This is a genomic window from Enterobacter cloacae complex sp. OE43NF, assembly GCF_023544405.1.
GTDB lineage: Bacteria > Pseudomonadota > Gammaproteobacteria > Enterobacterales > Enterobacteriaceae > Enterobacter > Enterobacter cloacae.
The window spans coordinates 1-22,078 of record NZ_JAMJFW010000051.1; the positions used below are offsets into that span (position 1 = coordinate 1).

The following is a 22,078-nucleotide window of genomic DNA, read 5'->3' on the forward strand; positions in this document are numbered from 1 at the left end:
TGGCCGTACCGTTGGCGCGGGCGTGGTTGCTAAAGTTCTCGGCTAATTGCTGATAACATTTGACGCAATGCGCAATAAAAGGGCATCATTTGATGCCCTTTTTGCACGCTTTCACGCCAGAACCTGGCTCATCAGTGATTATTTTTGTCATAATCATTGCTGAGACAGGCTCTGCAGAGAGCGTATAATTCGAAAAGCGAATTAGCATTTCGATTTGGTTTGCCTCGCGATCGCGGGGTGAAAATGTTTGTAGAATACTTCTGACAGGTTGGTTTATGAGTGCGAATACCGAAGCTCAAGGGAGCGGGCGCGGCCTGGAAGCGATGAAATGGGTAGTGGTAGCCGTTCTGCTGATCGTAGCGATCGTCGGCAACTATCTTTATCGTGACATTATGCTGCCGCTACGCGCGCTTGCAGTGGTAATTCTGATTGCTGCAGCGGGTGGTGTCGCGCTGTTGACGACAAAAGGCAAAGCGACTGTCGCTTTTGCCCGCGAAGCGCGTACCGAAGTCCGTAAGGTAATTTGGCCGACTCGCCAGGAAACATTGCACACCACGCTGATCGTAGCGGCGGTAACCGCTGTAATGTCACTGATCCTGTGGGGACTGGATGGTATTCTGGTTCGCCTGGTATCCTTTATCACTGGCCTGAGGTTCTGAGATGTCTGAAGCCCCTAAAAAGCGCTGGTACGTCGTTCAGGCGTTTTCCGGTTTTGAAGGCCGCGTAGCAACGTCGCTGCGTGAGCATATCAAATTACACAACATGGAAGAGTTATTTGGCGAAGTTATGGTTCCGACCGAAGAAGTGGTCGAGATCCGTGGCGGCCAACGCCGCAAAAGCGAGCGTAAATTCTTCCCGGGTTACGTGCTGGTTCAGATGGTTATGAACGACGCGAGCTGGCACCTTGTGCGCAGCGTACCGCGCGTGATGGGCTTTATCGGCGGCACGTCTGACCGTCCGGCGCCAATCAGCGACAAAGAAGTTGATGCGATTATGAACCGCCTGCAGCAGGTGGGTGATAAGCCGCGTCCGAAAACGCTGTTTGAACCGGGTGAAATGGTTCGTGTTAATGACGGTCCGTTTGCTGACTTTAATGGCGTGGTCGAAGAAGTGGATTACGAGAAATCCCGCCTGAAAGTTTCTGTTTCTATCTTCGGTCGTGCGACCCCGGTAGAACTGGACTTTGCCCAGGTAGAAAAAGCCTAAGCAGCGATCAAAAAAGCGGCGATTTAATCGTTGCACAGGGCGCGAGATTGGAATACAATTTCGCGCCTTTTGTTTTTATGGGCCACGGCCTGTAAAACGATTTTATTCACGGGGAGCCTCGCTGAGGCGCTATCACCCAATCAGAGGATTTTAGAATGGCTAAGAAAGTACAAGCCTACGTCAAGCTGCAGGTTGCAGCTGGTATGGCGAACCCAAGTCCACCAGTTGGTCCAGCTCTGGGTCAGCAGGGTGTGAACATCATGGAATTCTGTAAAGCGTTTAACGCCAAAACTGAATCCCTGGAAAAAGGTCTGCCAATCCCAGTTGTAATCACTGTTTACGCTGACCGTTCTTTCACTTTCGTTACCAAAACCCCTCCTGCAGCAGTTCTGCTGAAGAAAGCGGCTGGTATCAAGTCTGGTTCCGGTAAACCGAACAAAGACAAAGTGGGTAAAATTTCCCGCGCTCAGCTGCAGGAAATCGCGCAGACCAAAGCTGCCGACATGACTGGTGCCGACATTGAAGCGATGACTCGCTCTATCGAAGGTACTGCACGTTCCATGGGCCTGGTAGTGGAGGACTAAGAAATGGCTAAACTGACCAAGCGCATGTCCGTGATCCGTGACAAAGTTGATGCGACCAAACAGTACGACATCAACGAAGCTATCGCTCTGCTGAAAGAACTGGCTACCGCTAAGTTCGTTGAAAGCGTTGACGTTGCTGTTAACCTGGGCATCGATGCTCGTAAATCTGATCAGAACGTTCGTGGTGCAACTGTACTGCCACACGGTACTGGCCGTTCCGTTCGCGTAGCTGTATTTACTCAGGGTGCAAACGCAGAAGCTGCTAAAGCTGCTGGCGCTGAACTGGTAGGTATGGAAGATCTGGCTGACCAGATCAAAAAAGGCGAAATGAACTTTGACGTTGTTATCGCATCTCCAGATGCAATGCGCGTTGTTGGCCAGCTGGGCCAGGTTCTGGGTCCACGCGGCCTGATGCCAAACCCGAAAGTGGGTACTGTAACCCCTAACGTTGCTGAAGCGGTTAAGAACGCTAAAGCAGGTCAGGTTCGTTATCGTAACGACAAAAACGGCATCATCCACACCACCATCGGTAAAGTGGACTTCGACGCTGACAAACTGAAAGAAAACCTGGAAGCTCTGCTGGTTGCGCTGAAAAAAGCAAAACCAACTCAGGCGAAAGGCGTGTACATCAAGAAAGTTAGCATCTCCACCACCATGGGTGCAGGTGTTGCAGTTGACCAGGCTGGCCTGAGCGCTGCTGCAAACTAATGCCTTTACGTGGGCGGTGATTTTGTCTACAATCTTACCCCCACGTTTGCTAACGAAAGTTAGCGGCTAAAAGAATTGTTCGTTGGAGCCTGGCCTAATCCAGGCCTCCGTCGAAGACCGCAGGTGTTTCGCAAGAGACTTAATCCCCTGCGTAGACGGTGACAGAACGCTAAGATTATTTTTGGATATTCTGGCTTGTTTCTGCTCACCGTATTAAGACGCTCTTTCCGTTGGGAAGAGTGAAGTGAGTTCCGGAACATGAGTTCCGGCAAACATCCAGGAGCAAAAGCTAATGGCTTTAAATCTTCAAGACAAACAAGCGATTGTTGCTGAAGTCAGCGAAGTAGCCAAAGGCGCGCTGTCTGCAGTAGTTGCGGATTCCCGTGGCGTAACTGTAGATAAAATGACTGAACTGCGTAAAGCAGGTCGTGAAGCTGGCGTTTACATGCGTGTTGTTCGTAACACCCTGCTGCGCCGTGCTGTTGAAGGTACCTCTTTTGAGTGCCTGAAAGACACGTTTGTTGGTCCGACCCTGATTGCATACTCTATGGAACACCCGGGCGCTGCTGCTCGTCTGTTCAAAGAGTTCGCGAAAGCGAATGCAAAATTTGAGGTCAAAGCCGCTGCCTTTGAAGGTGAGCTGATCCCGGCGTCTCAGATCGACCGCCTGGCAACTCTGCCGACCTACGAAGAAGCAATTGCACGCCTGATGGCAACCATGAAAGAAGCTTCGGCTGGCAAACTGGTTCGTACTCTGGCTGCTGTACGCGATGCGAAAGAAGCTGCTTAATCGCAGTTATCTTTATAAAGCATCTGCTTACGTATAAACTTATTCTGATATTCAGGAACAATTTAAATGTCTATCACTAAAGATCAAATCATTGAAGCAGTATCCGCTATGTCCGTAATGGACGTTGTTGAGCTGATCTCTGCAATGGAAGAAAAATTCGGTGTTTCTGCTGCTGCTGCTGTAGCTGTTGCTGCTGGCCCAGCTGCTGACGCTGCTGAAGAGAAAACTGAATTCGACGTAATTCTGAAAGCTGCTGGCGCGAACAAAGTTGCAGTAATCAAAGCTGTTCGTGGCGCTACCGGTCTGGGTCTGAAAGAAGCTAAAGACCTGGTAGAATCTGCTCCAGCTGCGCTGAAAGAAGGCGTGAGCAAAGACGACGCAGAAGCACTGAAAAAATCTCTGGAAGAAGCTGGCGCTGAAGTTGAAGTTAAATAAGCCAACTTTTCTGGTTGCAGCCTAAGTAATTAGGCTGATGGCTGGTGACTTTTTAGTCACCAGCCTTTTTGCGCTGTAAGGCCTCGGTAGCATTTCACACTGTTTGACTATCGATGTGTCTTTCAATGCTTGTTTCTATCGACGACTTAATATACTGCGACAGGGTGCTCGCTCTGTGTAAATCGCAATGAAATGGTTTAAGCGTGATAGCAACAGGTATTGCGGAAAGTATTCAATTTTCCGGTCCACAAAATGGTGTTGCACAAACTGTCCCTTCGTCGGACAGATGGGTCGACTTGTCAGCGAGCTGAGGAACCCTATGGTTTACTCCTATACCGAGAAAAAACGTATTCGTAAGGATTTTGGTAAACGTCCACAAGTTCTGGACATTCCATATCTCCTTTCTATCCAGCTTGACTCGTTCCAGAAGTTTATCGAGCAAGATCCTGAAGGGCAGTACGGTCTGGAAGCAGCCTTCCGTTCCGTGTTCCCAATTCAGAGCTACAGCGGTAACTCCGAGCTGCAGTACGTCAGCTACCGCCTTGGCGAACCGGTGTTTGACGTTCAGGAATGTCAGATCCGTGGCGTGACCTATTCCGCACCGCTGCGCGTAAAACTGCGTCTGGTGATCTACGAGCGCGAAGCGCCGGAAGGCACTGTTAAAGACATTAAAGAACAAGAAGTCTACATGGGTGAAATTCCACTCATGACAGACAACGGTACTTTCGTTATCAACGGTACTGAGCGTGTTATCGTTTCCCAGCTGCACCGTAGCCCGGGCGTCTTCTTCGACAGCGATAAAGGTAAAACACACTCTTCCGGTAAAGTACTGTATAACGCGCGCATCATTCCTTACCGTGGTTCATGGCTGGACTTCGAGTTCGATCCAAAAGACAACCTGTTTGTCCGTATCGACCGTCGTCGTAAACTGCCTGCAACCATCATTCTGCGCGCACTGAACTATACCACTGAACAGATCCTGGACCTGTTCTTTGAAAAAGTGATCTTTGAAATCCGCGACAACAAGCTGCAGATGGAGCTGGTGCCGGAACGTCTGCGTGGTGAGACCGCGTCGTTCGACATCGAAGCCGACGGCAAAGTGTATGTGGAAAAAGGTCGCCGTATTACCGCGCGCCACATCCGTCAGCTGGAAAAAGATGATATCAAACACATCGAAGTTCCGGTTGAATACATTGCAGGAAAAGTAGCCGCGAAAGATTACGTTGATGAATCAACTGGCGAGCTGATCTGCCCGGCTAACATGGAGCTGAGCCTGGATCTGCTGGCTAAGCTGAGTCAGGCTGGCCACAAACGTATCGAAACGCTGTTCACTAACGATCTGGACCACGGTCCGTACATCTCTGAGACTGTACGCGTCGACCCAACCAACGATCGTCTGAGTGCGTTGGTAGAAATCTACCGCATGATGCGTCCTGGTGAGCCACCAACTCGCGAAGCAGCTGAAAGCCTGTTCGAGAACCTGTTCTTCTCTGAAGACCGCTACGATCTGTCTGCGGTTGGTCGTATGAAGTTCAACCGTTCTCTGCTGCGCGATGAGATCGAAGGTTCCGGTATCCTGAGCAAAGACGACATCATCGAAGTGATGAAGAAGCTCATCGATATCCGTAACGGTAAAGGCGAAGTGGACGACATCGACCACCTCGGCAACCGTCGTATCCGTTCCGTAGGCGAAATGGCGGAAAACCAGTTCCGCGTTGGCCTGGTACGTGTAGAGCGTGCGGTGAAAGAGCGTCTGTCTCTGGGCGATCTGGATACCCTGATGCCTCAGGATATGATCAACGCCAAGCCGATTTCTGCAGCAGTGAAAGAGTTCTTCGGTTCCAGCCAGCTGTCTCAGTTCATGGACCAGAACAACCCGCTGTCTGAGATTACGCACAAACGTCGTATCTCTGCACTCGGCCCAGGCGGTCTGACCCGTGAACGCGCAGGCTTCGAAGTTCGAGACGTACACCCGACTCACTACGGTCGCGTATGTCCAATCGAAACGCCTGAAGGTCCAAACATCGGTCTGATCAACTCCCTGTCCGTGTACGCACAGACAAACGAATACGGTTTCCTTGAGACCCCGTACCGTAAAGTGACTGACGGTGTTGTTACCGACGAAATTCATTACCTGTCTGCTATTGAAGAAGGTAACTACGTTATCGCTCAGGCGAACTCCAACCTGGATGACGAAGGCCACTTTGTAGAAGATCTGGTTACCTGCCGTAGCAAAGGCGAATCCAGCTTGTTCAGCCGCGACCAGGTTGACTACATGGACGTATCCACCCAGCAGGTGGTATCCGTCGGTGCGTCCCTGATCCCGTTCCTGGAACACGATGACGCCAACCGTGCATTGATGGGTGCGAACATGCAACGTCAGGCCGTTCCAACTCTGCGTGCTGATAAGCCGCTGGTTGGTACCGGTATGGAACGTGCTGTTGCCGTTGACTCCGGTGTTACTGCAGTGGCTAAGCGTGGCGGTACCGTTCAGTACGTTGACGCATCCCGTATCGTTATCAAAGTTAACGAAGATGAGATGTATCCGGGCGAAGCGGGTATCGACATCTACAACCTGACCAAATACACCCGTTCTAACCAGAACACCTGTATCAACCAGATGCCTTGCGTATCTCTGGGTGAGCCAGTTGAGCGCGGCGACGTGCTGGCAGACGGTCCGTCCACCGACCTCGGTGAACTGGCGCTCGGTCAGAACATGCGCGTAGCGTTCATGCCGTGGAACGGTTACAACTTCGAAGACTCCATCCTCGTCTCCGAACGTGTGGTACAGGAAGATCGTTTCACCACCATCCACATTCAGGAACTGGCCTGTGTGTCCCGTGACACCAAGCTGGGGCCAGAAGAGATCACCGCTGACATCCCTAACGTGGGTGAAGCTGCGCTCTCCAAACTGGATGAATCCGGTATCGTTTACATCGGTGCGGAAGTGACCGGCGGCGACATTCTGGTTGGTAAGGTAACGCCGAAAGGTGAAACCCAGCTGACGCCAGAAGAGAAACTGCTGCGTGCAATCTTCGGTGAGAAAGCGTCTGACGTTAAAGACTCTTCTCTGCGCGTACCAAACGGTGTTTCCGGTACGGTTATCGACGTTCAGGTCTTCACCCGTGACGGCGTTGAGAAAGATAAACGTGCGCTGGAAATCGAAGAGATGCAGCTCAAACAGGCTAAGAAAGACCTGTCTGAAGAACTGCAGATCCTCGAAGCGGGTCTGTTCAGCCGTATCTATGCGGTGCTGGTTGCCGGTGGCGTTGAAGCTGAGAAGCTCGACAAACTGCCACGCGATCGCTGGCTGGAACTGGGCCTGACCGACGAAGAGAAACAAAATCAGCTGGAACAGCTGGCTGAGCAGTATGACGAACTGAAACACGAGTTCGAGAAAAAACTCGAAGCGAAACGCCGCAAAATCACTCAGGGCGACGATCTGGCACCAGGCGTGCTGAAGATTGTTAAGGTGTATCTGGCTGTTAAACGTCAGATCCAGCCTGGTGATAAGATGGCAGGTCGTCACGGTAACAAGGGTGTTATCTCTAAGATCAACCCGATCGAAGATATGCCGCACGATGCTAACGGTACGCCGGTAGATATCGTACTGAACCCGCTGGGCGTACCGTCTCGTATGAACATCGGTCAGATTCTGGAAACCCACCTGGGTATGGCTGCGAAAGGTATCGGCGACAAGATTAACGCCATGCTGAAACAGCAGCAGGAAGTCGCGAAACTGCGCGAATTCATCCAGCGTGCCTACGATCTGGGTACCGATGTGCGTCAGAAAGTCGACCTGAACACCTTCAGCGATGAAGAAGTGCTGCGTCTGGCAGAGAACCTGCGCAAAGGTATGCCAATTGCAACGCCGGTATTCGACGGTGCAAAAGAAGCTGAAATTAAAGAGCTGCTGCAACTGGGTGGTCTGCCAACGTCTGGTCAGATTACGCTGTTTGACGGCCGTACCGGTGAACAGTTCGAGCGTCCGGTAACCGTAGGTTACATGTACATGCTGAAACTGAACCACCTGGTCGACGACAAGATGCACGCTCGTTCTACCGGTTCTTACAGCCTGGTTACTCAGCAGCCGCTGGGTGGTAAGGCACAGTTCGGTGGTCAGCGCTTCGGGGAGATGGAAGTGTGGGCGCTGGAAGCATACGGCGCAGCATACACCCTGCAGGAAATGCTCACCGTTAAGTCTGATGACGTGAACGGTCGTACCAAGATGTATAAGAACATCGTGGACGGCAACCATCAGATGGAACCGGGCATGCCAGAGTCCTTCAACGTACTGTTGAAAGAGATTCGTTCGCTGGGTATCAACATCGAACTGGAAGACGAGTAATTCTCGCTCAAACAGGTCACTGCTGTCGGGTTAACGCCCGACAGCAGAGTGTGCTAACTCCGACGGGAGCAAATCCGTGAAAGACTTATTAAAGTTTCTGAAAGCGCAAACTAAAACCGAAGAGTTTGATGCGATCAAAATTGCTCTGGCTTCGCCAGACATGATCCGTTCATGGTCTTTCGGTGAAGTTAAAAAGCCGGAAACCATCAACTACCGTACGTTCAAACCTGAGCGTGACGGCCTTTTCTGTGCACGTATTTTCGGGCCAGTAAAAGATTACGAGTGCCTGTGCGGTAAGTACAAGCGCCTGAAACACCGTGGTGTGATCTGTGAGAAGTGCGGCGTTGAAGTGACCCAGACCAAAGTGCGCCGTGAGCGCATGGGCCACATCGAGCTGGCGTCTCCGACTGCTCACATCTGGTTCCTGAAATCTCTGCCGTCCCGTATCGGCCTGCTGCTGGATATGCCGCTGCGCGATATCGAACGTGTTCTGTACTTCGAATCTTATGTGGTTATCGAAGGCGGGATGACGAACCTGGAACGTCACCAGATCCTGACTGAAGAGCAGTATCTGGACGCGCTGGAAGAGTTCGGTGACGAATTCGACGCGAAGATGGGTGCGGAAGCTATTCAGGCCCTGCTGAAGAGCATGGATCTGGAGCAAGAGTGCGAGCAACTGCGTGAAGAGCTGAACGAAACCAACTCCGAAACCAAGCGTAAAAAGCTGACCAAGCGTATCAAACTGCTGGAAGCGTTCGTTCAGTCTGGTAACAAGCCAGAGTGGATGATCCTGACCGTTCTGCCGGTTCTGCCGCCAGATCTGCGTCCGCTGGTTCCGCTGGATGGTGGTCGTTTCGCAACGTCCGATCTGAACGATCTGTATCGTCGCGTGATCAACCGTAACAACCGTCTGAAACGTCTGCTGGATCTGGCTGCGCCGGACATCATCGTACGCAACGAAAAACGTATGCTGCAGGAAGCGGTAGATGCCCTGCTGGATAACGGTCGTCGCGGTCGTGCGATCACCGGTTCTAATAAACGTCCTCTGAAATCTTTGGCCGACATGATCAAAGGTAAACAGGGTCGTTTCCGTCAGAACCTGCTCGGTAAGCGTGTTGACTACTCCGGTCGTTCTGTAATCACCGTAGGTCCATACCTGCGTCTGCATCAGTGCGGTCTGCCGAAGAAAATGGCACTGGAGCTGTTCAAACCATTCATCTACGGCAAACTGGAACTGCGAGGACTCGCCACCACCATCAAAGCCGCTAAGAAAATGGTTGAGCGTGAAGAAGCTGTCGTTTGGGATATCCTGGACGAAGTGATCCGCGAACACCCGGTACTGCTGAACCGTGCACCAACTCTGCACCGTCTGGGTATCCAGGCATTTGAGCCAGTCCTGATCGAAGGTAAAGCTATTCAGCTGCACCCACTGGTTTGTGCGGCGTATAACGCCGACTTCGATGGTGACCAGATGGCTGTTCACGTACCGCTGACGCTGGAAGCCCAGCTGGAAGCGCGTGCGCTGATGATGTCTACCAACAACATCCTGTCTCCTGCGAACGGCGAGCCAATCATCGTTCCTTCTCAGGACGTTGTATTGGGTCTGTACTACATGACCCGTGACTGTGTTAACGCTAAAGGCGAAGGCATGGTGCTGACTGGCCCGAAAGAAGCTGAGCGTATTTATCGCGCTGGCCTGGCCTCTCTGCATGCGCGCGTTAAAGTGCGTATCACTGAATACGAAAAAGATGCTAACGGCGAATTCGTTGCGAAAACCAGCCTGAAAGACACGACTATCGGCCGTGCCATTCTGTGGATGATCGTACCGAAAGGTCTGCCTTTCTCCATCGTCAACCAGGCGCTGGGTAAGAAAGCGATCTCCAAAATGCTGAACACCTGTTACCGCATTCTGGGTCTGAAGCCGACTGTTATCTTCGCTGACCAGACAATGTATACCGGCTTTGCTTATGCAGCGCGTTCAGGTGCCTCTGTTGGTATCGATGACATGGTCATCCCAGAGAAGAAACACGAGATCATCTCTGAAGCAGAAGCTGAAGTTGCGGAAATCCAGGAGCAGTTCCAGTCTGGTCTGGTAACCGCGGGCGAACGCTACAACAAAGTTATCGATATCTGGGCTGCGGCGAACGATCGTGTATCCAAAGCGATGATGGATAACCTGCAAACCGAAACCGTGATTAACCGTGACGGCGTAGAAGAGCAGCAGGTTTCCTTCAACAGCATTTACATGATGGCCGACTCCGGTGCGCGTGGTTCTGCAGCACAGATTCGTCAGCTGGCAGGTATGCGTGGTCTGATGGCGAAGCCAGATGGCTCCATCATCGAAACGCCAATCACCGCGAACTTCCGTGAAGGTCTGAACGTACTCCAGTACTTCATCTCCACGCACGGTGCGCGTAAAGGTCTGGCGGATACCGCACTGAAAACAGCGAACTCCGGTTATCTGACGCGTCGTCTGGTTGACGTTGCGCAGGATCTGGTGGTGACCGAAGACGATTGTGGCACCCTTGAAGGTATCACCATGACCCCGGTTATCGAGGGGGGTGATGTTAAAGAGCCACTGCGCGATCGCGTACTGGGTCGTGTTACCGCGGAAGACATTCTGAAGCCGGGTACCGCAGACATTCTGGTTCCACGCAACACGCTGCTGCACGAACAGTGGTGTGACCTGCTGGAAGCGAACTCTGTTGACTCCGTGAAAGTGCGTTCCGTTGTATCCTGTGACACCGACTTTGGTGTATGTGCGCACTGCTACGGTCGTGACCTGGCACGTGGCCACATCATCAACAAAGGTGAAGCCATCGGCGTTATCGCGGCACAGTCCATCGGTGAGCCGGGTACACAGCTGACGATGCGTACGTTCCACATCGGTGGTGCGGCATCTCGTGCGGCTGCTGAATCCAGCATCCAGGTGAAAAACAAAGGTAGCATCAAGCTCAGCAACGCGAAATCGGTTGTGAACTCCAGCGGTAAACTGGTTATCACTTCTCGTAACACCGAACTGAAGCTGATCGACGAATTCGGTCGTACCAAAGAGAGCTATAAAGTGCCTTACGGTGCTGTTATGGCGAAAGGTGATGGCGAGCAGGTTGCCGGCGGTGAAACCGTTGCAAACTGGGATCCACACACCATGCCAGTTATCACCGAAGTGAGTGGTTTCATCCGCTTCACTGACATGATCGACGGCCAGACCATTACTCGTCAGACTGACGAGCTGACCGGTCTGTCTTCTCTGGTGGTTCTGGATTCTGCTGAACGTACTACCGGCGGTAAAGATCTGCGTCCTGCACTGAAAATCGTTGATGCTCAGGGTAACGACGTTCTGATCCCAGGTACCGATATGCCTGCGCAGTACTTCCTGCCTGGTAAAGCGATTGTACAGCTGGAAGATGGCGTACAGATCAGCTCTGGTGACACCCTGGCGCGTATTCCTCAGGAATCCGGCGGTACCAAGGACATCACCGGTGGTCTGCCACGCGTTGCGGACCTGTTCGAAGCACGTCGTCCGAAAGAGCCGGCAATCCTGGCTGAAATCAGCGGTATCATCTCCTTCGGTAAAGAGACCAAAGGTAAACGCCGTCTGGTTATCACCCCGGTAGATGGCAGCGAGCCGTACGAAGAGATGATTCCTAAGTGGCGTCAGCTCAACGTGTTCGAAGGTGAACGCGTAGAACGTGGTGACGTGGTTTCCGACGGTCCAGAAGCGCCGCACGACATCCTGCGTCTGCGTGGTGTGCATGCTGTTACGCGTTACATTGTTAACGAAGTACAGGACGTATACCGTCTGCAGGGCGTTAAGATTAACGATAAACACATCGAAGTTATCGTTCGTCAGATGCTGCGTAAAGCGACCATCGAGAACGCGGGCAGCTCCGAGTTCCTGGAAGGCGAGCAGGTTGAGTACTCACGCGTCAAGATCGCTAACCGCGAACTGGAAGCGAACGGCAAAATCGGTGCGACCTTCTCGCGCGATCTGCTGGGTATCACCAAAGCGTCTCTGGCAACCGAGTCCTTCATCTCTGCAGCATCGTTCCAGGAAACCACTCGTGTCCTGACCGAAGCCGCTGTTGCAGGTAAACGTGATGAACTGCGCGGTCTGAAAGAGAACGTTATCGTGGGTCGTCTGATCCCGGCGGGTACCGGTTATGCGTACCATCAGGATCGTATGCGTCGTCGTGCTGCAGGCGAACTGCCAGCTGCACCGCAGGTGACTGCTGAAGATGCATCCGCGAGTCTGGCAGAGCTGCTGAACGCAGGTCTGGGCGGTTCCGACAACGAGTAATCGTTGATGCCGTAAATAAAAAACCCGCCTCGGCGGGTTTTTTTACAGCTGTAGCTTTTAATTTAGCAACGGGATGCGTCGATAAAGCTCAATCATATCGCCCGCCAGATCCTGGATGACCATCGCGTTCATCAGGTGATCCTGAGAATGGACGGTAATCAGGTTAACAGGAAGCTTCCCGGTGCCTTCATCAAGACCAATAAGCTGTGTCTGGATGGTGTGCGCATGCTTCACATATTCGCGCGACTCTTCCATCGCCTTTTCGGCTTCGTCAAAGTCACCTTTACGCGCCATCTGTAATGCCGTCAGGGCAGCACTGCGCGCCGCACCCGCGTTGACCAGCAGTTCCATGATTGTCGTTTCTAAGTCTTCCATTATGACTCCAGCAGTTTGAGCGCTTTTTCCAGTACGGCATCACCTTTCATCATGCCGTAATCCATCATGTCGATCACCGCGACCTTTTTACCCAGCGGCTCGGCCTGGGCCTGAAGTTTCGCCTGCTCGTATTTAACCTGTGGCCCCAGTAATACGATGTCGGCCGTCGCGATGTTGTCTTTAAATTCCGCGACCGGAACGGCTTTAATGGTGACTTCAACCCCTTTTTTCTGCGCGGCGTCTTTCATACGTTGAACCAGCATGCTCGTTGACATTCCCGCTGCACAGCATAAAACGATGTTCTTCATAATCAGCCTCGATCTACATGTGTTTATTGATAATTATCCCGTGCAGACTGCTTCAACAACCGCTTTACCGTGATTGTGTGTCAGGCATCACAAAGAAATAGGCATTTTTCTGAAACCGGTTACAATTTTGCGCCGGGCAGCGAAAATCAGCCGACAGACGTTCGAATAATGCGGTTTTTTCCCTGTTGTTTCGCGCTGTAGAGGGCGTTATCTACGCTCCCCACTAGTTCTTCCAGCGGTTCGAAATGCCATTCTCCCAGACCGGCACTGAACGTTACCCGCAGGTTTTCTTCCCGCCAGACGCGTTTTTCAACGGCGGTACGCCATGCGTCCAGTAACGAGAATGCGGTAGCGATCTGGTCAGCCTGGAAAATCACTGCAAACTCTTCTCCACCGTAGCGGTAAACCGAGACGTTGTGCGGCTGCATTATCTGGATCCCTTCACGCGCCACGTTACGCAGCACAATATCACCGCTCAGGTGACCCCAGGTGTCGTTAATCGATTTAAAGTTGTCGATGTCAATCAGCGCCAGGGCGAAAGGCTGGTGGGCACTGAGTAGCTCATCTACATCGCTATCAAATGCCCGGCGGTTTTTGCAGCCGGTGAGTGCATCATGGGTGGCCTGGCGCACATAGGCCATCTCACGCGCTTTGTTGGACTGGATAGTATGGCTAAGCATCGCTTCCAGACGCGGAGCCTGGTTGACGTCGCCGGTTTTGATGGCGTTGATAATCGTCATCAGCACGGTACGCGACTCATGGCGCAGGTACAGACCGAAGAGGATGATAATGATGGCCGCCAGCGCAAAACCCCAGCCGACGATAGTGGTCTCATGGCGGGTAATGTCGGTGAGCGTTGCGCCCGAAACCCGGTAGATGACAAACCAGTCCGGGTTGGTGAAGGAGTAGTAGTAATACCAGGCTTTGGTTTTCTTATCATACAGATGGCCTTCGCCGCTGGTCATTTTGTCCATCAGCGCTTCGCTCACGTATTGCTTGAAGAGCGCGCCCGGATCAGGGTGAAGCACCACGGCACCGTCGCGTTCGACAACAAAGAATTCCCCTTGTACAGGCGCTACCATCTGACGAAGGGTAAACCCCATGGAGGTCAAATCGAGATGAAATGCTATTGTACCCTTGAGCCGTCCTTCCGGCGAAATCAACGGCTTATAAAGAGTGACCGTGGGATGCCCGGTAAAATAGTCCATGTAGGGGCGGGTATAGTGGCTGAAGATGCTGGCTTCCGCCTGGGCGATGAACCATGGACGCGTCCGGGGATCGAAGGTTTTGCTCTTTTCCGTGGGAAGTACCTCCGGCGCGCGCAGATAACGGCCCTGGGTGTCTGTCAGAGAAATGGAAGAGACGGTCGGCATCAGGTTCTGTAGATGCATCAACATCTGTAAACCCTGCGACGGATTGACGTTCAGCATCTCGTTCAGCGTGTCGTTGCGTGCAAAATAGAGCGCCGAACGCCCAAGGATATAGTCGTTTTCACGCAGGATAGATTCGGTGTAGTTCACCGCCAGGTTGTGGGTGAAGTTACCATTAATCTTATGATAATCCTCAAGAAAATCTTTTTGTTGTGAAAGGGTAACCACGACCGCGATCAGCGCAAAACTGCACAGGATCCCCGCAAAGCTGAGCATAATGGGTCGGGTAAAAGAGAGCTTTCTGCTGTGAAGTGCCATGAGTTGTACATCAATCCTGATGGTGAGTTTTTCGTCTGCCGATATCCTCTCAGCATAGTCGCTGTCCTGCGGTTAGCTGTGAATTATACGGAACACAGTTTCATATGAGATGATTTATCTTAAGAACCATTAAGAAAATACTCATTCATCTGGCGGGCGGCGTGTGCAATGAATCAGAGGCAGGGCGAAACGAGGAAGAAGCTTTTCGCCCTGGTCAGCTTCCGTTGCTGACGGCATGACAATAAAAAACCGGACGATAGATGACAATCGTCCGGTTGTGACTCTCCAGAGCGCCTCGACAATTTTTTAACGGCTTGCAGTGCGTTTCAACGCATTTGCGAGGCTCTTCCCAGCCAACTATCCCAGTCTTTCCAGACCGGTTGTAACCCCTGCGCGGTCAGGGCGGCGGCAACTGCTTCTGGCCGTCGACCATCATGTGGCGCAAATTGTTCCAGCTCCGGATGGTCGTTGGCGTAGCCCCCTGGCTGCGTTTTGGAGAACGCACTGACGTTGTTAATCGCAAGCGGGATCACGCGGTCACGAAACGCAGGAGATTCACGCGTCGAGAGGGATAATTCAACCTCCGGGGCAAGCAGGCGAAACGCACAGATGGCCTGGACCAGCTGACGTTCGTCCATTACCGAGGCGGGTTCAACACCTCCCGTACATGGCCGCAAGCGTGGGAAAGAGATGGAGTAACGGCTTTGCCAGTAGTGCTGCTGCAGCCATAGCAGGTGTTCCGCTACCATGTAGCAATCCACTCGCCAGCTATCTGATAGCCCAATCAGCGCACCCAGACCGATTTTGTCGATCCCGGCCCGGCCCAGTCTGTCCGGGGTCTCCAGCCGGAAGAAGAAATCCTGTTTCTTTCCCTTCAGGTGATGCCGGGCATACGTCGCCTCGTGGTAGGTTTCCTGATACACCATCACTCCGTCCAGCCCGAGGGTTTTAAGCTCCGCGTATTCCTCCTGCGACAGGGGCTGAACCTCCATCTGTAGCGACGCGAACTGACGGCGAATGGCCGGAAGGTGCTGTCGAAAATAGTCCATCCCGACTTTGCTCTGGTGTTCGCCCGTGACCAGCAGGAGATGCTCAAAACCCATTTCACGGATGGCGGCACACTCACGGGCGATTTCGCTCTCATCGAGTGTTTTCCGCTTGATGCGGTTGCTCATGGAGAAGCCGCAGTAGGTGCAGTCATTCGCGCACAGGTTAGAGAGGTAGAGCGGTACGTAAAAGCTCACCGTGTTGCCAAAACGCTGGCGGGTGAGCCTCTGAGCGCGCTGGGCCATCGGCTCAAGAAAGGTGCTCGCCGCCGGAGAGAGCAGGGCCATCATATCGTCGCGGGACAGATGACGGGCTTGTAAGGCGCGCTCCACGTCAGTCTGCGTTTTACTGTTGATACGCAGGGCAATATCGTCCCAGTTAAGCTGCCGCCAGCGGTCGGTAAAGGTGGTCATGAGAGCGCCTCCAGAAAGCCGGTCAACGGGCTGGTGGCCTGTGCCTGAAAACTGCGCGTTCCCGGGCCAGACTCTCGTGCCAGCAAGCCAGCCTCCACGGCCATGCGGAACGCACGGGCCATCATGATCGGGTCGTCGGCGACCGCAATGGCCGTGTTCACCAGCACGGCACTTGCTCCCATCTCCAGCGCCTGGGCGGCATGGCTGGGCACGCCAATGCCTGCATCCACCACCACCGGCACGGTGGCTTGCTCAATGATGATCTCCAGCATGGCGCGGGTCTCCAGGCCCTGATTAGAACCAATTGGAGCGCCCAGCGGCATGACGGCAGCGCAGCCGACCTCTTCCAGCCGTTTACACAGCACGGGATCGGCCCCGCAGTAGGGCAGAACGGTAAAGCCTTGCTGCACCAGCTTTTCGGCCGCTTTTAACGTTTCGATGGGGTCGGGCAACAGCCAGCGCGCATCCGGATGTATTTCCAGTTTCAGCCAGTGGGTACCCAGCGCTTCACGGGCCAGCTGAGCCGCAAAAATCGCCTCTTCCGCCGTTTTCGCACCGGAGGTATTGGGCAGCAGGGTAACGCCAGCATCCAGCAACGGTGCCAGAATGGCGTCGCTGTGATGGCGCAGATCGACGCGCTTGAGCGCCAGCGTCACCAGCTGGCTGCCGCTTTCACGGATGGCATCCACCATCAGCTGCGGCGAGGCGAATTTTCCGGTCCCGGTAAACAGATGTGAATCAAAGACTTTATCAGCAATACGTAACATCTCAGCCCCCGGCGATAACCTGAAACAGCAGGATCTGGTCGCCTTCGCTCACCTGCTGATGTTCCCACTGCTCACGCGGCAGGATCTGTTGATTAAGCGCCAGCGCCGTTCCCGGCTTGAGCTGGCGCAGCTTCTCGAGCAGCGCGGCAACGGTGAGACCGTCATCGCATTTCATCGGCTCATCATTAAACAGAATGCGCATTGCGGCCTCCGCACACCGGACAGTGGCTGGCGCGGTGCAGTGCCAGATGACGCCAGCCGCTGGAGCGGGCATCAAACAGCCGCAGCGTATTGCGCTCTGTTTCCATACCGCTGAGCAATTTGATGGCTTCCAGCGCCTGCAGGGTTCCCATCACGCCCACCACCGGGCCCAGTATGCCCGCGGTGCGGCAGTTGCGCTCCGGCTCGGCATCATCCGGCCACAGGCAGCGATAACAGCCCTGCGCCCAGGGCGGGGTCAGCACCATCATCTGCCCGCCGAAACCGACCGCACTGGCGGTGATAAGTGGCGTATTCTGTGCCACGCAGGCGGCGTTAATGGCCTGGCGGGTCGCCATATTGTCGGTGCAGTCCAGCACCGCATCAGCAAGGGCGACTTCGCGCTGCAAAGTGTCGCCGTGGAGCCGCTCCTGGTGCGCGATGAGCGTGATGTCCGGGTTCAACTGCTTCAGCCTTTTGCGGGTGATTTGCGCTTTGGGCTGGTTAACATCCTCCGTGGTGAAGAGGATTTGTCGCTGCAGGTTACTGATATGTACCTCGTCATCATCGGCCAGAACCAGCGTGCCCACGCCCGCGCCTGCCAGATAGAGCGCGGCAGGAGCGCCTAATCCGCCCAGACCAACAATCAGGACCCGGCTGGCGAGCAGCTTTTGCTGCCCGTCAATGGCGATATCCTCCAGCAGGATCTGGCGGCTGTAGCGCATAAAATCACGATCATTCATCGCCTGCTCCTGCCAGCTTTAACAGCTGTGCGGTGGCGGCCTGCCAGTCTGCCGCCTGGGTAATGGCGCTGACGACAGCGATACTGCCGACACCGGTATCCAGCACGACAGGAGCGCGTTCCAGGCTGATCCCACCGATCGCGACGGTAGGGTAATCGGCAAGGCGTTTAACGTGCGCCGCCAGCTGCGTCAGCCCCTGTGGGGCAGAGGGCATCTGTTTGGTCTGCGTCGGAAAAACATGGCCAAGTGCGATGTACGAAGGGCGAGCCGCCAGCGCCACGTCGATCTCCATGTCGTCGTGTGTTGACACCCCCAGTCTTAATCCAGCGTCCCGGATAGCGCTCAGGTCCGTTGTTTCCAGGTCCTCCTGACCCAGATGCACACCGTACGCCTGGTGCTTAACGGCCAGTCGCCAGTAGTCGTTGATAAACAGGCGCGCGTCGTAGCGACGCCCCAGTGCGATGGCGGCGACCACATCGGCCTCCACCTCGTCATCACGTTTATCCTTAATGCGCAGCTGGATTGTGCGAACGCCGCACGCCAGCAGGCGTTCGATCCACGCCACGCTGTCCACCACAGGATAGAGCCCTAAACGGAAGGGAACGGAGGGGAAATCAGGCTGATACATTACGCCTCCTCTTTTTTGAGGTAGATTTCGCCGCCCTTCGCGCGGAAGGTTTCTGACATATCCGCCATACCCACTTCAATGGTTTGCGCGGCGGCGTAGTCACGCACTTCCTGGCTGATTTTCATCGAGCAGAATTTTGGCCCGCACATGGAGCAGAAATGCGCCACTTTGCCCGACTCCTGCGGCAGGGTTTCATCGTGATACGCGCGGGCAGTGAAAGGATCGAGCGCCAGGTTGAACTGGTCTTCCCAGCGGAATTCAAAGCGCGCCTTCGACATGGCGTTGTCGCGGATTTGCGCGCCAGGGTGGCCTTTGGCCAGATCCGCGGCGTGGGCGGCGATTTTGTAGGTGATCAGCCCCTGCTTCACATCCTCTTTGTTGGGCAGGCCGAGGTGCTCTTTCGGCGTCACATAGCAGAGCATGGCGCAGCCGAACCAGCCGATCATCGCCGCACCAATCCCGGAGGTGAAGTGGTCATAGCCCGGAGCGATATCCGTGGTCAACGGCCCCAGGGTATAGAACGGCGCTTCGTGGCAGTGCTCCAGCTCTTCGGTCATGTTGCGGCGGATCATCTGCATTGGCACGTGTCCCGGGCCTTCAATCATCACCTGCACGTCATACTCCCAGGCGATTTTGGTCAGCTCACCCAGGGTATGTAGTTCGGCAAACTGCGCTTCGTCGTTGGCATCACGAATGGAGCCCGGACGCAGGCCGTCCCCCAGCGACAGGGAGACATCGTACGCGGCACAGATTTCACAGATCTCGCGGAAGTGTTCGTAGAGGAAGTTTTCTTTATGGTGCGACAGGCACCATTTGGCCATGATAGAGCCGCCGCGCGAGACAATACCGGTCAGACGCTTCGCCGTCATCGGCACATAGCGCAGCAGCACGCCCGCATGAATGGTGAAGTAGTCGACTCCCTGCTCGGCCTGCTCCAGCAGCGTGTCGCGGAAGGCTTCCCAGGTGAGGTCTTCGGCAATACCGTTCACCTTCTCCAGTGCCTGATAAACGGGCACCGTTCCGATAGGCACCGGGCTATTGCGCAGGATCCACTCGCGGGTTTCGTGGATGTAACGCCCGGTGGAGAGATCCATCACCGTGTCCGCGCCCCAGCGTGTCGACCAGACCAGTTTTTCCACCTCTTCTTCGATGGAGGAGGTCACGGCCGAGTTGCCGATATTGGCGTTGACCTTCACCAGGAAGTTGCGGCCAATGATCATTGGTTCAGATTCGGGGTGATTGATGTTGGCAGGGATAATCGCGCGGCCAGCGGCCACTTCATCACGCACAAACTCCGGCGTGATGTTTTCCGGCAGACGTGCCCCGAAGCCTTCTCCCGGATGCTGATGGCGTAACACCTCGCTGCGGATACGCTCGCGACCCATGTTTTCACGAATGGCGATAAACTCCATCTCCGGCGTGACGATGCCCTGGCGGGCATAGTGCAGCTGGGTAACGCATTTACCCGCTTTCGCGCGTTTCGGCGTCAGCAACCCGGTGAAGCGCAGCTCATCAAGACCATCGTCGGCCAGACGCGCTTTGGTGTACGCCGAGCTGCGGTCAGAGAGCTCTTCGCAGTCGTTACGCGCGTCAATCCACGGCTGGCGCAATTTCGCCAGACCCTGCTGAACGTTAATGGCAACCGCAGGATCGCCGTACGGACCGGAAGTGTCATACACCGGAACGGCTTCGTTATCTTCATACTGCGGGTGCGCTTTGCTGCCACCGATAAGGGTCGGGCTAAGCTGGATTTCACGCATTGGCACGCGGATATCCGCCTGTGAACCGGTGATGTAAATGCGTTTTGAGTTCGGGAAAGCGGTGCCTTCCAGAGTGTCGATGAAGTGTTGGGCTTGTGCGCGCTGTTCGCGGCGGGTCAGTTTTGTTGTAGACATAGCTCATTCCAAAAGTGAAGGACATGGCTTGTCAGACGACGGATGAAGCAAGAGAGGATCGCCCTGGGGGCGATACAACAGCAGTGTGACTCTTGTTCCCTTCGCAGGTATTAGCCTGATCAGGTTCCGCGGATCCCGAATTAACGGTCTCAGCCCGTGCTTGCACACTGGGCACTCCGACAAGAAAAATCCCCCTCCGCAGAGGGGCGAATGGTTGTAAATTACTCGTTAACGATTAAGAACTCAAGCAGGTCGCGCGACGTTATCTTCGTGGCTCACATCCAGGCCGTGATCCAGGGCGAGGGCGATCAGCTTATCTTCCAGCGTGAATCGCTCTTCCAGCGCTTCGCCGAGGTCGGAAAGCGCCTGCTGAAACTCAAGATAGTTATCGTGATCGATAGCGTTCTCAAGCGTGGAATCGTAGTAATCCATGATCTGCTGGGTGTTAGCTTCCAGCAGCGGATAGAGTTTGCTGGCCGCTAAATACGGTGTAGTCCCTTCCATTTCGCGGATAATGCGTTCATAAATATTGAAATGGCCGTCGGACAGATAGTCGACCAGGCTCTGACAAAAATCATCCAGCGCTTTTTCATTCAACCGCATAAACGATTCTTTGCCAGGCTTAATACCGACCAGATTGTAATAAACCACGAGTAGATGCTTGCGCACATGTAGCCAGCGATCCACCAGTTTGTTACTTCCTCTAACGCGCTCAGTCAGGCTCTCTAGCTGGTTTAACATGGTTGACTCCGCAAGGTTGAGAATTGAATCTGCTTATCCAAAATGTAACCACAATGCTAACAACATGTCAGTGAAGCGAAGGTAGTGCAATAGATATGGATCGTATTATTGAAAAATCAGATCTGGGTTGGTGGATCGTCAGTCACGAACAAAAATTATGGTTGCCTGCCGGGGAAATACCCTATGGCACAGCAGAAAAATTCGATCTTGTCGGCCTGCCCGCGCTGAAGATCGGGGAATGGCAGGGTGAAGCCGTGTGGTTGATCCAACAGCCACGCCGCAATGACATGGGATCGGTTCGTCAGGTGCTGGATCAGGATGTGGGTTTGTTCCAGCTGGCGGGCCGGGGTGTGCAGCTGGCTGAGTTTTACCGTTCGCATAAGTACTGCGGCTACTGTGGTCACACCATGCACCCCAGTAAAACCGAGTGGGCGATGCTCTGCAGCCACTGCCGTGAGCGCTACTACCCGCAAATTGCGCCGTGCATTATCGTCGCTATCCGTCGTGACGATTCCATCCTGCTGGCGCAGCACACCCGCCACCGCAACGGCATTCATACCGTGCTGGCCGGGTTCGTCGAGGTGGGCGAAACGCTGGAACAGGCGGTGGCGCGTGAAGTGATGGAAGAGAGCGGGATTAAGGTTAAAAACCTGCGCTATGTTACCTCCCAGCCGTGGCCGTTCCCACAGTCGCTGATGACGGCCTTTATGGCCGATTATGACAGCGGCGAGATTGTCATCGACCAGAAAGAGTTGCTGGAGGCGAACTGGTATCGTTATGACGATTTGCCGCTGCTACCACCACCAGGCACCGTCGCCCGTCGGCTGATAGAAGATACCGTAGCAATGTGTCGGGCTGATGCTGAGTGACATGTTACACTGAGGCCATGACGCTTAAGGAACTG

The 22,078-nt window shown here is 54.1% G+C and carries 19 protein-coding genes and 1 riboswitch; of the genes, 9 read left to right on the top strand and 10 right to left on the bottom strand.

Going from position 1 to position 22,078, the window contains the following annotated elements; genetic code table 11:
• Positions 1–275: 275 nt before the first annotated feature.
• From secE to rpoC, 8 genes are all read left to right on the top strand, one after another.
• Complete coding sequence (gene secE, locus M8370_RS19145; RefSeq protein ID WP_013094999.1) at positions 276–659, top strand: preprotein translocase subunit SecE; 384 nt, start codon at positions 276–278, stop codon at positions 657–659.
• Between the two features lies 1 nt (position 660).
• The gene (gene nusG / locus M8370_RS19150) at positions 661–1,206 is read left to right on the top strand and encodes a transcription termination/antitermination protein NusG (protein WP_003862341.1); all 546 of its coding nucleotides are present in this window, start codon (positions 661–663) and stop codon (positions 1,204–1,206) included.
• Positions 1,207–1,361: 155 nt separating this feature from the next.
• Positions 1,362–1,790, top strand: coding sequence for a 50S ribosomal protein L11 (rplK, locus tag M8370_RS19155; protein WP_008503452.1), 429 nt, complete (start codon positions 1,362–1,364; stop codon positions 1,788–1,790).
• Positions 1,791–1,793: 3 nt separating this feature from the next.
• The gene (rplA, locus tag M8370_RS19160) at positions 1,794–2,498 is read left to right on the top strand and encodes a 50S ribosomal protein L1 (protein WP_013095000.1); all 705 of its coding nucleotides are present in this window, start codon (positions 1,794–1,796) and stop codon (positions 2,496–2,498) included.
• 292 nt (positions 2,499–2,790) lie between these two features.
• Positions 2,791–3,288: a 50S ribosomal protein L10 gene (rplJ, locus tag M8370_RS19165; RefSeq protein ID WP_013095001.1), complete on the top strand. Its 498-nt coding sequence runs from the start codon at positions 2,791–2,793 to the stop codon at positions 3,286–3,288.
• A gap of 66 nt (positions 3,289–3,354) precedes the next feature.
• The gene (gene rplL, locus M8370_RS19170; RefSeq protein ID WP_013095002.1) at positions 3,355–3,723 is read left to right on the top strand and encodes a 50S ribosomal protein L7/L12; all 369 of its coding nucleotides are present in this window, start codon (positions 3,355–3,357) and stop codon (positions 3,721–3,723) included.
• Between the two features lie 319 nt (positions 3,724–4,042).
• Complete coding sequence (gene rpoB / locus M8370_RS19175; RefSeq protein ID WP_008503453.1) at positions 4,043–8,071, top strand: DNA-directed RNA polymerase subunit beta; 4,029 nt, start codon at positions 4,043–4,045, stop codon at positions 8,069–8,071.
• A 76-nt stretch (positions 8,072–8,147) separates the two neighbouring features.
• Positions 8,148–12,371, top strand: coding sequence for a DNA-directed RNA polymerase subunit beta' (gene rpoC / locus M8370_RS19180; RefSeq protein ID WP_013095003.1), 4,224 nt, complete (start codon positions 8,148–8,150; stop codon positions 12,369–12,371).
• 57 nt (positions 12,372–12,428) lie between these two features.
• On the opposite strand, the gene M8370_RS19185 is transcribed toward rpoC, so the two are convergent.
• The 10 genes from M8370_RS19185 to rsd form a co-directional block, all read right to left on the bottom strand.
• Complete coding sequence (locus tag M8370_RS19185) at positions 12,429–12,746, bottom strand: PTS lactose/cellobiose transporter subunit IIA (RefSeq protein WP_013095004.1); 318 nt, start codon at positions 12,744–12,746, stop codon at positions 12,429–12,431.
• Positions 12,746–13,054 carry a PTS sugar transporter subunit IIB gene (locus M8370_RS19190; RefSeq protein ID WP_023334100.1) on the bottom strand — a complete coding sequence of 103 codons (309 nt, stop codon included), beginning with the start codon at positions 13,052–13,054 and terminating at the stop codon, positions 12,746–12,748. Before M8370_RS19190 ends, M8370_RS19185 begins: the two co-directional genes overlap by 1 nt.
• Before the next feature lie 146 nt (positions 13,055–13,200).
• Positions 13,201–14,742: a sensor domain-containing diguanylate cyclase gene (locus tag M8370_RS19195; RefSeq protein WP_057071354.1), complete on the bottom strand. Its 1,542-nt coding sequence runs from the start codon at positions 14,740–14,742 to the stop codon at positions 13,201–13,203.
• Positions 14,743–15,068: 326 nt separating this feature from the next.
• Positions 15,069–16,202, bottom strand: a complete 1,134-nt coding sequence (gene thiH / locus M8370_RS19200; RefSeq protein ID WP_250021600.1) for a 2-iminoacetate synthase ThiH — start codon at positions 16,200–16,202, stop codon at positions 15,069–15,071.
• Positions 16,199–16,969: a thiazole synthase gene (thiG, locus tag M8370_RS19205; protein ID WP_095453962.1), complete on the bottom strand. Its 771-nt coding sequence runs from the start codon at positions 16,967–16,969 to the stop codon at positions 16,199–16,201. Before thiG ends, thiH begins: the two co-directional genes overlap by 4 nt.
• 1 nt (position 16,970) lies before the next feature.
• Positions 16,971–17,171, bottom strand: a complete 201-nt coding sequence (gene thiS / locus M8370_RS19210) for a sulfur carrier protein ThiS (RefSeq protein ID WP_013095009.1) — start codon at positions 17,169–17,171, stop codon at positions 16,971–16,973.
• A complete protein-coding gene (locus M8370_RS19215) occupies positions 17,155–17,910 on the bottom strand; it encodes a HesA/MoeB/ThiF family protein (protein WP_013095010.1) in 756 nt (251 codons plus the stop codon). Before M8370_RS19215 ends, thiS begins: the two co-directional genes overlap by 17 nt.
• Positions 17,903–18,538 carry a thiamine phosphate synthase gene (gene thiE / locus M8370_RS19220; protein ID WP_094915693.1) on the bottom strand — a complete coding sequence of 212 codons (636 nt, stop codon included), beginning with the start codon at positions 18,536–18,538 and terminating at the stop codon, positions 17,903–17,905. The genes M8370_RS19215 and thiE overlap by 8 nt, the downstream gene beginning before the upstream one ends.
• Positions 18,538–20,433, bottom strand: coding sequence for a phosphomethylpyrimidine synthase ThiC (gene thiC, locus M8370_RS19225; protein ID WP_020684620.1), 1,896 nt, complete (start codon positions 20,431–20,433; stop codon positions 18,538–18,540). The genes thiE and thiC overlap by 1 nt, the downstream gene beginning before the upstream one ends.
• A gap of 79 nt (positions 20,434–20,512) precedes the next feature.
• Positions 20,513–20,622: riboswitch (TPP riboswitch) on the bottom strand.
• Between the two features lie 54 nt (positions 20,623–20,676).
• Positions 20,677–21,174, bottom strand: a complete 498-nt coding sequence (rsd, locus tag M8370_RS19230) for a sigma D regulator (RefSeq protein WP_250021601.1) — start codon at positions 21,172–21,174, stop codon at positions 20,677–20,679.
• A gap of 95 nt (positions 21,175–21,269) precedes the next feature.
• Here rsd and nudC point away from each other — a divergent pair, with 95 nt between their 5' ends.
• Entirely contained in the window at positions 21,270–22,043 is a 774-nt protein-coding gene (nudC, locus tag M8370_RS19235; RefSeq protein WP_250021602.1) for an NAD(+) diphosphatase, read from the top strand.
• The last annotated feature ends 35 nt before the right edge of the window (positions 22,044–22,078 follow it).